Source organism: Methanobrevibacter sp. (assembly GCF_017447225.1).
In the GTDB taxonomy this organism is placed as follows: domain Archaea; phylum Methanobacteriota; class Methanobacteria; order Methanobacteriales; family Methanobacteriaceae; genus Methanocatella.
In genome coordinates, this window is record NZ_JAFSNZ010000105.1 from 17,635 (window position 1) to 27,102 (window position 9,468).

Consider the following 9,468-nt stretch of genomic DNA (forward strand, 5'->3'; position numbering starts at 1 on the left):
ATGGGAGGAAAATTTTATGGCAGAAAATCCACATCACGGTCATGGTCATCATGGTCACGGGGGTCAGATGACTCCTGAACAACAAAGACAAATGATTGAACAGGAAATCAAATTATCCAGAAACTTAGGTCAAATCAAATACAAAATATCTGTTATGAGTGGAAAAGGAGGAGTCGGAAAATCCACAGTTGCAGCTAACCTCGCAGAAACTTTCCAGAAATTAGGATTTGCAACAGGTATATTGGATGCTGATATTCACGGACCTAATATTCCTAAAATGTTAGGCCTGGAAGGTGAAGACTTATATATTAATGAAAACCGCAATATGGTGCCTGTTGAAGCTCCAAGCGGTCTTAAAGTAATGTCAATGGCATTCATGCTCGACAGTATCGACACTCCAATCATATGGAGAGGACCTCAAAAATCAGGTTCCATCAAACAGCTTATTGCAGAAGTGGAATGGGGACCACTTGATGTTTTGATTATCGATAACCCACCTGGAACCGGAGATGAACCATTAACAGTCTTACAGACTATTCCGAACACTGATGCAGTAATTATGGTAACCACTCCTAATGTCGTATCACAGGAAGACGTTTTAAAATGTGTAAAAATGGTCAATATGATGAATGTGGAAAATATCGGTCTTATTGAAAACATGGCATACTATATCTGTCCACATTGCGGTGAAAAGTTAGATATCTTCGGTGAAGGTGACGGTGAATCATTTTCTGAAGAAATGGAAATCAAATATCTCGGTGATTTGCCATTAACAGAAAAAGTAAGTGACTCACCAAATCAGGACGGTGTTGTATCAACAATCGATCCTGAAGGCGAGGTTTCAAAAAGATTTGAAGAAATCGTCGGTAAAATAAAAGAAGAATTTCTTAAAGAAGAGTAATGTAGCTGACGCTGGCCATGTTAATTAGATATCCCACAAATTTGGGATTATCTATTTTTTCTATTTTTTTAATAACATAATCCTTGTTTTCATCCATTTCATTTAAACGGTAATATTCCATTCCACGTTCATATTCGACCAAATCAGTGAAAATCGGAATGATGTAGTTCCCGTCATTTCCATGGGGGATAGTAAGAACGTCATTATTTTCAGTTGATATGATAAACTCGTTTTCGCTAAGGTAATCCTTAATTTCATTATCTGTTTTTTCAATAAGTTCTGGATTGTTGTTTTCACTGTGGATATAGCTCATATTAATTAATTGCTTCAATTCCGGATGTTTAATATCTTCAATTTTCATTGTTAATAATTTTTGATTTAATGATATTTAGTTATATCTAAAAACAATATTTATGAGTCAGGACAATTTTTATCACTGAGAACAATTTTCCTCTCTAAAAGCAATATTTATGACTTAGAACAATTTTCATCGCTCGCTTCAACAAAGTATTTATTTTAAGATATCAAATATTAGTTTAAATAATTTTGAGGTGATTTTTTGAATTATTCGCTATGGAATCAGTTTGAAAATTTTGTAAATGAAGACTATGAAAAATGTTTTTCTCCAGTATCAGTATTGCCTTATTTGGCTCTAAAACATAATTTCAATCATGAAAAGATTATAAAAGATTTGGATGATGATTATTGTTTAAAAAATATCAGTCTAATGGATATATCTAAATTAATCAATGATTTTTATTCTTTTAGTGGAATTAAAAATGAAAATGCATTTAAATTTATAATGCATGAAGTCATCGATAATATGTATGAACATTCTCATTTTACACAGGCTTATGCATTATCTAAAGCTTGTGCAAATATTATTGATTATTGTTTTTTAGATAATGGGATTTCCATTCAAAAATCTTTTGAAAATAATAATTTTGATTTTAAAGATGATTGTGATGCAATTTTAAAAGCAATCAATGGAAAATCTACTAAACAGGTTTCTGGATATATAGAAAGGGGTTATGGATTAAATAATATTATATCATTACTTACTTTAGAAAATAATGGGTCTGTATTAATAGCTTCAAGAAAAGGTGCTGTTTATATTGATGGGAATAAAATATATTTAAAAGAACTATCAAAAAAATCTATTGAAGGTACATTAATATGTTTGAGGTTTGAAGTCAATCAGGATTTCGATAATTTTTATTCATTAATTGACGGTTTTCATAATTTTGAGGTATAATATGATAAAAATTAATTTATATGATGAATTTGGTTCTGATTTGGGTCAGAGATATTTGATTAAAGAAATATTTGAAAATTTAGATAATAATTCACAAAAAGTAATTTTTGATTTTAAAGACATTGATTTTGTCAGTCGCAGTTTTGCTCAGGAATATCTGAATCATAAAATGATGGCAGATTATGAAATTGAAGAAATGAATATTCCTGATGTTGTAAAAAATATGTTTAATGTCATTTTAAAAAATAATAATTTTGATGAGATGTATTAATCAAAAAGACTAACATACTCATCATAACCTTCTTTTTTTAAATCTTTTTTAGGAATAAATCTCAGTGCTGCCGAATTAATGTAGTATCTTTTTATCCCGTTTGGTCCGTCATTGAATTCATGGCCCAAATGGGAATTTGCCTTTTTGCTTCTCACTTCTGTTCTTACCATTCCATGTGAGAAGTCTCTGTGCTTTATTATTGCATTATCATTTGCCGGCTTGCTGAATGCCGGCCATCCACACCCTGAATCATATTTGTCCTTTGAAGTAAAGAGAACTTCACCATCTACCACATCTACATATATACCATCTTCAAAAAAGTTGTCATATTTTCCACTAAATGGTGCTTCTGTCATAGCAAGCTGTGTTATTTCATACTCTTGTCGGGTCAAGTGGTCGAATTCTTTATCATCAATTTGATTTAAATCAACATGACAATAGCCCTGCGGATTTTTTTCAAGGTACTTCTGATGATAGTCCTCAGCGTGGTAGAATCCATATATCTCATGTGCCTCCACAGCAATCTTTTTGCCCAGCTGCTTTTGCTTTTTATTTAAAAATTTAATCACAGGACTTCTCTGTGACGGCTCCTGCCAATAGATGCCTGTTCTATACTGTGTTCCGATATCGGTACTCTGACGGTTAACCGCAAAAGGATCAATGATTTTAAAATACTCTTCCAGTATCTCTTCAAGAGATATGATTTCGGGGTTGAATGTTACCTTAACGCATTCGGTGTGTCCGGTTTTACCGCTGCAGATGCTTTCATATGTTGGGTCATGAGTTTTTCCGTTGGCATATCCCACTTCAGTTACATTAACTCCTTTGAGTCTTGAAATGTATGCTTCAACACCCCAGAAGCAACCCCCTGCCAAATAGATAATCTGTTGAGATTTGTACATAATTATAGTTATCTAACTATCATTTAAAAAACTTTATATGAATTGAAAATCTTATTTAAATATAGGTATTGGAGGAATTTAATGTTTTACTCAACAATAATGAAAATCGATTCAATTGACAGATTAAGAGATATCAGAGATGCATTACTTGTAGAACAAGGTATTAATCCAACTCGTCAAGGAGAACAAGCTATTAAAGTTGTAGTTGAAAGAATTGATGAAATTCAAACTACACTAGACAAATCCGCTTCCAGAAATAAAAAGTGATTTTAGTGATAAGATTAGTTACTGGCCGCAGACGTTTGCTTAGAAAAAGAATGTATAAGTCTCCTCATGAAAGGAATAGAACTACTTATTTTCGTGAGAACAAAAGTGTAAAAAAACATTTTCAAAGCGATTATGTCAATCAGGAAAGAATTTATACTAAACGCAGGCCAAAAAGAGAAGCTGTATCTGGATTTAAGATGTCATACAGATATAGGGATTTAAAAGAAGGTAAAGATAAGGATGAAGAAGAAGATGAAGAGCTATAGCTTCAGGATTTCTTCTTTAGTTATTATCTTATTTTCGCTGTGAATATTCAGGATTAAACCTGAAAACTCATCATCGTTTTTTGCAAGCTCCTTGAACAAATCAACGGAGACTTCACAAGGTTTATAATCAGCTATTTCTAAATATTCAAAACCTTCATTGTAATTATCCATGTCAGAAAAGACAATTATTTTAAAATCATCCAATTTTCCCATTACAAGAAAGTCCTTTTCATGATCTTCACCTAAAGTAGGACATATGAAACTCATATTTTTCCCTCCGTGTCCATTCTGAAGTTCTGGGAATGAGGGTTAATGACTATTCCCTTGAAGTATTCGTCAGTTTCTCCTAATTGCCTAATGTCATCAGAAGAAAAGATTTTTTGGGATAGTGTTTCAAGAAACAGTTTGGATATCTTTTCCAGGCCTTCATCATATTGGCATACGTCAGTGAATACCGGAATGACATATTCCTTGGATTTTTCGGTCAATGTGAATTTAACCGGGAAGTTCTTTTCGTCAACAGGAGCCAGATAGACTTCACTTGGGTATGTTCTTTTGATATTGATTTTCACGCCGTCAAGCTCGGAAGCGGATTCCTTTTTAACTCTTTTTAGAATGGTTGCGTATAAATCAATAAAATCTTTCATCTGGCTTTTGCAGCCACCTTCACCGGTTTTTTTATAATATTCGTAATCTTTAAGTTGCATACTATTCTTCACAGTCGTGTACAGTTTCAGCAAATACTATAAATCCGTTGTCCGGTGCATTGATTGCAAGGCCTAAGAAATCTTCGTCTTCTGAGTATGATGCAACAATGTCTGCTCCGGTTGCTTTGTCGAATTCAAATTCTCCGCTGCCTTCCTGTTGTGAGAAGAATTCAACAGCATTGTTTGCTTCCTCTTCGCTGGTGTAAACTGGCAGGAAGTAGCTTTCATCGTCCTCTTCTTCGCCGATGAGCAATGCTACGATTTCAGTTTCCTCTTCTACTTTGTTTAATAAAATGATCAGTTCGCTGTGGTAAACTACATGGTCAATTTCATGAGCCAATTCGTTTAATTCTTCTTCTGATGCACCGTTATCTTCAAGTTCAATATATTGTTCTGTTAATTCTTTTAAATTATCTTCCATAATTATCACCTAAGAAATTATAATCAAAATAAGTTTTTTTTTTAAACTAATAAGCATTCTCTTCCTAAACACCACTAAAGGAATACAAACGAATGCTTATCATTAACCATCACCATTGTTCATATTATAAAAAAATAGTATGTAAAATATGAACAATACTATTTTACTACTTCAAAGTATTTAAGTGTTTAGGATTTTTTGCTGATTTTGGGAACAATCTTATATATAAGTTATGAGTATATCTGTAATTAATGAAAAGAATTATTCCAATACTTATGATATTTATCCTGATGGGATGTGTCTGTGCGGAGGATTTCTCAAAGGTAACTGTAAATGGCGAAAGCTTTGAAATTCCTTCCAAATTCTCTTCAGGAGACACCGGCCCCACAAAATATGTCTATAAGGATTTAAGAACGTTTGCAGTTTTATGCGTAGATGACTATATAATAAATAATTATGGAGGATTCTATAAAATAAGTGATTTAAAAGAGGAAATCTCAATAGACGGACGTCCCTGCATGCATCTGGTTACATATAACAAATATATTGACAGAAACGTTTCATATCTGTATTTTCCGGTAGAAAAATCTGTGTATTGCATCTGCTATCAGGGAAATGATGTCAACGAAAGCATTTCCCATATTGTTGAAAGTGCCAATTCCTCAGACATGTCCGACGATGCATTTTTCGGACTTTTAAATGAGGCATTCAATCAGTATCAGGATAGGCAATACCTTGATTCACTGAATGACGATAATTCATATTACAGCTATCAGACTAATAATCATGAGGATAGCAGTACAGATCAATTGGTTAAATGGTATTTGATTACTCACTGGTGATAAAAATGATTTGTCCAAACTGTCATAAGACTTACGAAGAAGGCAATGTGTTTTGCGTTGACTGCGGTGTGCGCCTTATTCCGGAAGAACTCCATTTCAACAATAATGGGGGAAATCCGATGGAAAGGCATTCTTCACGCTTCAAGTCATCCAAACATCCTAAAAGAGAACATGAAGCCCAAACTAATCAGCCTCGCATTGAACTGTCTTCCACAGACCGCAAGTTAGATGTTTTAATAATGCAAAATAAGGAACTGATTAAACAGAACAATAGGATTATAGAGCTATTGGAAAAGCTTAATCGCTGAAATCGCTTTCAATAGCTTTAATCAAATCATATATTATTTTGTTGGTGCCAACATCAATATTATATTTTTCTCCAAGCTCTATTACTTTTCCGTTTAAAGTGTCTATTTCTGTTTTTATTTTTCTTTTAATGTCCTGATGGGTTGAGGAATAATGGTTGTATGTGTCGGGAACAAGCTTTTCATAGAAAACCTTCCTGTAGTCATCGGAATTATCCCATAATGTAGTATATGGTGATGCGGTTATTACATTGAATATTTCATCGATAATACTGTCCATCAGTCCTTTTGAATATTGGTTTTCCGTAAGCTTTCCGTAGGTAACGTCCAGAATGGCTCCCAAAGGATTCAAGGTGCAGTTGTACAGCATTTTTGCCCATAAATATTTGTCCAGCTCATCTGTCAGCTCACAATTGATTCCGGATGCAGTGATCTTATCAGCAATAATCTGGAGATGGCTTATGTCTTCGTTTTGAAGTGATCCCAAAAGTATCGGTTCTGTATAGACGGTTACTTCACTTATGTTTCTTTCAGGTCTTGTAAATCCTGTAATTATTCTGGCGCAGTAAACCTCATCGGTTCTGAAGTAATTAATGTACGGCTCGTCGTTTCCAAATCCGTTCTGACAAATCAATATTGTGAAATCATCTTTTAGGATTTGTCTGTGTTTATCAAGCATTTCTGCAATGTTTGCATTTGCTGTTGTTTTTGATGCGACCAGCACAAAGTCGAATTCATTTTCTGGCATTTCATCATAGCTTTCATAGACTTTAAATTCATCAGGACCAAATGAATAGTGAGTGAATAGTCCAGTTCTTTTAATTCCTTTTGTTTTCATTTCACTGGCAGTTCTGTCTCTTGCAAGAAATGACACGTCTGATTTTTGTGATAACAGTGATGCGCCAAGCCCTATTCCTACAGATCCGGAACCTATTATTAAGATTTTCATGATGATCTTTCCAATTTTTGTATATTATAGTATCTGTAAAATCTATTAAAAAAGCTTTTTTTATATTTATTTTTTACACTTGAAATGTATCTATTGGAAATTTTAAATTTTACTTAAAATTATTATTTTATGATTTGGGGCGTTTACAGGTATTTTTTTAATATATTATTTTTTCTACAGTTAAACATTTGTTTCTATTGTAAAAATTTTTTACATGCCTGAAAAAAATCAAAAAAAAGAGAATGAATATGAATTAGATTCATATTCTTGTATTATAGTATCTTACACCATCTTCATCGTAAGTATACCATCTTCCGACTTCATCATCGTATTTTTCACCGATAACAGTCACATAGGAGTCGCTTTGAGGATTATATACTTTGTAGGTGGTATCGTTTGCGGTGTTGTTTGTTGTATTTTCAGCTACAGTAACATTGGTAGTGTTTGTCACTTCTGTTGTATTGTTAACTGTAATATTGAGCTCAGGAGTTGAACTGCCGTCATTAATTAAAATGTATGCTCCAACAGCAATAAGAAGAACAACAAGTACGATTATTGCAGCTAAGATATAATTTTTGTTATCCATTATTTTCACCTCTAATAGTAATTTGTTTTTTTGCTATAATAAGTTAATCACTCACATCATAGTCATCAATCAGAATATAATTGAATTCCGGATGTTTGTCTTTAATTTTAGTACAGATTTCATTTTTCACTTTATTCCTGTCCGCATCAAAATCAACTATGATGTCAAAGCTGACGAGTTTCTCATCTTCATAAACGTAAAATCCATGAATCTGCAGGACTTCATCGTACTGGGCGACGATTTCATCCAAATCCTTTCTGATATAGTCGAACTTATCGTTTCTTGCATAGATTCCAATGGTTAAAGCTATTGAAAACTCCTTGTATATCTTGAATGTTATTTCACGGGTCAGAGTATGAATATCCCTGGCTGTCAGGTCATCGTCCACTTCAATGTGAACAGACCCCTGCATGTCTTCAGGTCCATAGTTATGCAGGCTAAGGTCATATGCTCCATAAACGCCGTCAACTTCCTCAATTGATTTTTTAATCTTTTGGGAAAGCTCTGAGTCAACTCTTGCTCCAATCATGCTGTCCAGGGTTTCTTTTAACATATCAATACTTGCCTTAATGATTACAAATGATATGATAACCCCCAATATTCCTTCCAAGCTTATATTGAAAAATATTGAAATGATAGCTGCAATTAAAGTTGAAAGAGAGAGTATTGCGTCGAAAAACGCATCACTTCCTGAAGCGACAAGTGCCTGGGAGTTGATGTTTTCCCCTACATTTTTCACATAACGGCCCAAAAGGAACTTGACAATAACTGCTACAGCAATTATCACAAGTGAAACCGTAGTGTATGATGTCACATCAGGATTGAATATCTTAGGCCAGGATTCCTGAAGCGCAGTTATACCTGCCCATAAAACGATAACTGCAATAATGACTGATGAGAAATATTCGATTCTTCCGTAACCATAAGGGTGATCTTTATCGGGAGCCTTTCCCGCAAGCTTTGTACCTATTATGGTAATTATGGAGGACAATGCATCAGTAAGGTTATTGACAGCATCCAATGTGATAGCTATTGAATTAACTAAAATCCCAATAGTGGCCTTAAAAGCAACCAGTATCAAATTTACAATAATTCCAATAATACTAGTTTTGATAATTTTGTTTTGCCTGTCCATAATTTAAATTATGTTTTAAATAATATAAATTTTTGATTTGGCATGTTATAGGTGAGGACAATACTTGTATGTGGGCTGAATTTTCATAAGTCAGATAAATAGTTTAAGGTCGTATAATTTTTATTAACTCAAGTAAATTTGTTTAAATCAAAAAGCAAGAATTTATAAACAATAAAATTCAATATAGGAATTATTTAATTTTAATAAATAAATTTAGGAGGTTTTTTTTATATGGCTAAGCAATTTGAGGATTACAGCTTCAAAAGATTAGTTGACAGGTTCCCCGTGCCTATGCTGAAATATCTGCTCGTACAATACGACAAAATAGAACCCTACAAAAACAAAATAGAAATCAACAACGAATATAGAATATTTTTGGATTATGTGGTGGAAATATCAGATAATAAGCTTTTTGATTTGGAATTTCATAGCTCAGTATTGGAAATTTTCAATTTAGGCCACTATGGTGCCTATAAGATATATTTGCGGGTGGATTCTAAAAAATATGTCTTGCAATGCATACTGTGCACCGCAGATCCTGAAAAATCCAAACGACATCTATTAATAAATGATGATGAAGAACTGAAAATGGATATAGTATTCACCCTTGAGGATAATGCTGATGAAAAAATTAAAATAATGGAAGATTTCATAGATAATA

At 33.2% G+C, this 9,468-nt stretch carries 16 protein-coding genes; 8 read left to right on the forward strand and 8 right to left on the reverse strand.

The features are described from left to right. Positions 1-16 precede the first annotated feature (16 nt). On the forward strand, positions 17-901 hold the full coding sequence (locus IJQ68_RS09940; protein ID WP_292799982.1) for an Mrp/NBP35 family ATP-binding protein: 885 nt from the start codon (positions 17-19) through the stop codon (positions 899-901). On the opposite strand, the gene IJQ68_RS09945 is transcribed toward IJQ68_RS09940, so the two are convergent. Next, the gene (locus tag IJQ68_RS09945) at positions 888-1,262 is read right to left on the reverse strand and encodes a hypothetical protein (protein WP_292799985.1); all 375 of its coding nucleotides are present in this window, start codon (positions 1,260-1,262) and stop codon (positions 888-890) included. The genes IJQ68_RS09940 and IJQ68_RS09945 overlap by 14 nt on opposite strands. A 198-nt stretch (positions 1,263-1,460) precedes the next feature. Here IJQ68_RS09945 and IJQ68_RS09950 point away from each other — a divergent pair, with 198 nt between their 5' ends. Further along, positions 1,461-2,156 carry a hypothetical protein gene (locus IJQ68_RS09950; protein WP_292799988.1) on the forward strand — a complete coding sequence of 232 codons (696 nt, stop codon included), beginning with the start codon at positions 1,461-1,463 and terminating at the stop codon, positions 2,154-2,156. Between the two features lies 1 nt (position 2,157). Then, positions 2,158-2,427, forward strand: coding sequence for an STAS-like domain-containing protein (locus tag IJQ68_RS09955; RefSeq protein WP_292799991.1), 270 nt, complete (start codon positions 2,158-2,160; stop codon positions 2,425-2,427). Here IJQ68_RS09955 and msrA read toward each other — a convergent pair. After that, complete coding sequence (gene msrA, locus IJQ68_RS09960; RefSeq protein WP_292799994.1) at positions 2,424-3,329, reverse strand: peptide-methionine (S)-S-oxide reductase MsrA; 906 nt, start codon at positions 3,327-3,329, stop codon at positions 2,424-2,426. The genes IJQ68_RS09955 and msrA overlap by 4 nt on opposite strands. Positions 3,330-3,410: 81 nt before the next feature. On the opposite strand from msrA, the gene IJQ68_RS09965 reads away from it, so the two are divergent. Next, positions 3,411-3,596 (forward strand): hypothetical protein, encoded by a 186-nt coding sequence (locus IJQ68_RS09965; protein WP_292799997.1) that lies wholly within the window; start codon positions 3,411-3,413, stop codon positions 3,594-3,596. Positions 3,597-3,601: 5 nt separating this feature from the next. Then, a complete protein-coding gene (locus IJQ68_RS09970; RefSeq protein WP_292800000.1) occupies positions 3,602-3,862 on the forward strand; it encodes a hypothetical protein in 261 nt (86 codons plus the stop codon). Here IJQ68_RS09970 and IJQ68_RS09975 read toward each other — a convergent pair. The 3 genes from IJQ68_RS09975 to IJQ68_RS09985 are packed head-to-tail and all read right to left on the reverse strand — an operon-like array spanning position 3,857 to position 4,990. Further along, complete coding sequence (locus IJQ68_RS09975; RefSeq protein ID WP_292800003.1) at positions 3,857-4,129, reverse strand: hypothetical protein; 273 nt, start codon at positions 4,127-4,129, stop codon at positions 3,857-3,859. The genes IJQ68_RS09970 and IJQ68_RS09975 overlap by 6 nt on opposite strands. Further along, a complete protein-coding gene (locus IJQ68_RS09980) occupies positions 4,126-4,569 on the reverse strand; it encodes a hypothetical protein (RefSeq protein WP_292800006.1) in 444 nt (147 codons plus the stop codon). The genes IJQ68_RS09975 and IJQ68_RS09980 overlap by 4 nt, the downstream gene beginning before the upstream one ends. Position 4,570: 1 nt before the next feature. Then, complete coding sequence (locus IJQ68_RS09985; RefSeq protein WP_292800009.1) at positions 4,571-4,990, reverse strand: SseB family protein; 420 nt, start codon at positions 4,988-4,990, stop codon at positions 4,571-4,573. Positions 4,991-5,280: 290 nt separating this feature from the next. Between IJQ68_RS09985 and IJQ68_RS09990 the strand changes: the two genes are divergently transcribed. Together IJQ68_RS09990 and IJQ68_RS09995 are read left to right on the forward strand one after the other, a co-directional pair. After that, positions 5,281-5,832 carry a hypothetical protein gene (locus tag IJQ68_RS09990; RefSeq protein ID WP_292800012.1) on the forward strand — a complete coding sequence of 184 codons (552 nt, stop codon included), beginning with the start codon at positions 5,281-5,283 and terminating at the stop codon, positions 5,830-5,832. 5 nt (positions 5,833-5,837) lie between these two features. After that, the gene (locus IJQ68_RS09995) at positions 5,838-6,140 is read left to right on the forward strand and encodes a hypothetical protein (protein ID WP_292800015.1); all 303 of its coding nucleotides are present in this window, start codon (positions 5,838-5,840) and stop codon (positions 6,138-6,140) included. Here IJQ68_RS09995 and IJQ68_RS10000 read toward each other — a convergent pair. The 3 genes from IJQ68_RS10000 to IJQ68_RS10010 all read right to left on the reverse strand — a co-directional run bounded on the left by IJQ68_RS10000 (position 6,130) and on the right by IJQ68_RS10010 (position 8,807). Then, on the reverse strand, positions 6,130-7,086 hold the full coding sequence (locus IJQ68_RS10000; protein WP_292800018.1) for a ketopantoate reductase family protein: 957 nt from the start codon (positions 7,084-7,086) through the stop codon (positions 6,130-6,132). The two genes, IJQ68_RS09995 and IJQ68_RS10000, sit on opposite strands and share 11 nt — an antisense overlap. A 259-nt stretch (positions 7,087-7,345) precedes the next feature. Further along, positions 7,346-7,672 (reverse strand): hypothetical protein, encoded by a 327-nt coding sequence (locus tag IJQ68_RS10005; RefSeq protein WP_292800021.1) that lies wholly within the window; start codon positions 7,670-7,672, stop codon positions 7,346-7,348. 43 nt (positions 7,673-7,715) lie between these two features. Continuing rightward, positions 7,716-8,807, reverse strand: a complete 1,092-nt coding sequence (locus IJQ68_RS10010) for a cation diffusion facilitator family transporter (RefSeq protein WP_292800024.1) — start codon at positions 8,805-8,807, stop codon at positions 7,716-7,718. A 231-nt stretch (positions 8,808-9,038) separates the two neighbouring features. Here IJQ68_RS10010 and IJQ68_RS10015 point away from each other — a divergent pair. Continuing rightward, positions 9,039-9,468: hypothetical protein (locus IJQ68_RS10015; RefSeq protein ID WP_292800027.1), on the forward strand; the 430-nt coding region annotated here is incomplete at its 3' end.

Bases quoted from the DNA above. Each gene is read 5' to 3' on its own strand.
- IJQ68_RS09975 (WP_292800003.1), bottom strand. From the start codon at position 4,129: ATGAGTTTCATATGTCCTACTTTAGGTGAAGATCATGAAAAGGACTTT.
- IJQ68_RS10005 (WP_292800021.1), bottom strand. From the start codon at position 7,672: ATGGATAACAAAAATTATATCTTAGCTGCAATAATCGTACTTGTTGTT.
- IJQ68_RS09945 (WP_292799985.1), bottom strand. From the start codon at position 1,262: ATGAAAATTGAAGATATTAAACATCCGGAATTGAAGCAATTAATTAAT.
- IJQ68_RS09980 (WP_292800006.1), bottom strand. From the start codon at position 4,569: ATGCAACTTAAAGATTACGAATATTATAAAAAAACCGGTGAAGGTGGC.
- IJQ68_RS09995 (WP_292800015.1), top strand. From the start codon at position 5,838: ATGATTTGTCCAAACTGTCATAAGACTTACGAAGAAGGCAATGTGTTT.
- IJQ68_RS10010 (WP_292800024.1), bottom strand. From the start codon at position 8,807: ATGGACAGGCAAAACAAAATTATCAAAACTAGTATTATTGGAATTATT.
- IJQ68_RS10000 (WP_292800018.1), bottom strand. From the start codon at position 7,086: ATGAAAATCTTAATAATAGGTTCCGGATCTGTAGGAATAGGGCTTGGC.
- IJQ68_RS09965 (WP_292799997.1), top strand. From the start codon at position 3,411: ATGTTTTACTCAACAATAATGAAAATCGATTCAATTGACAGATTAAGA.
- IJQ68_RS09985 (WP_292800009.1), bottom strand. From the start codon at position 4,990: ATGGAAGATAATTTAAAAGAATTAACAGAACAATATATTGAACTTGAA.
- IJQ68_RS09940 (WP_292799982.1), top strand. From the start codon at position 17: ATGGCAGAAAATCCACATCACGGTCATGGTCATCATGGTCACGGGGGT.
- msrA (WP_292799994.1), bottom strand. From the start codon at position 3,329: ATGTACAAATCTCAACAGATTATCTATTTGGCAGGGGGTTGCTTCTGG.
- IJQ68_RS09955 (WP_292799991.1), top strand. From the start codon at position 2,158: ATGATAAAAATTAATTTATATGATGAATTTGGTTCTGATTTGGGTCAG.
- IJQ68_RS09990 (WP_292800012.1), top strand. From the start codon at position 5,281: ATGGGATGTGTCTGTGCGGAGGATTTCTCAAAGGTAACTGTAAATGGC.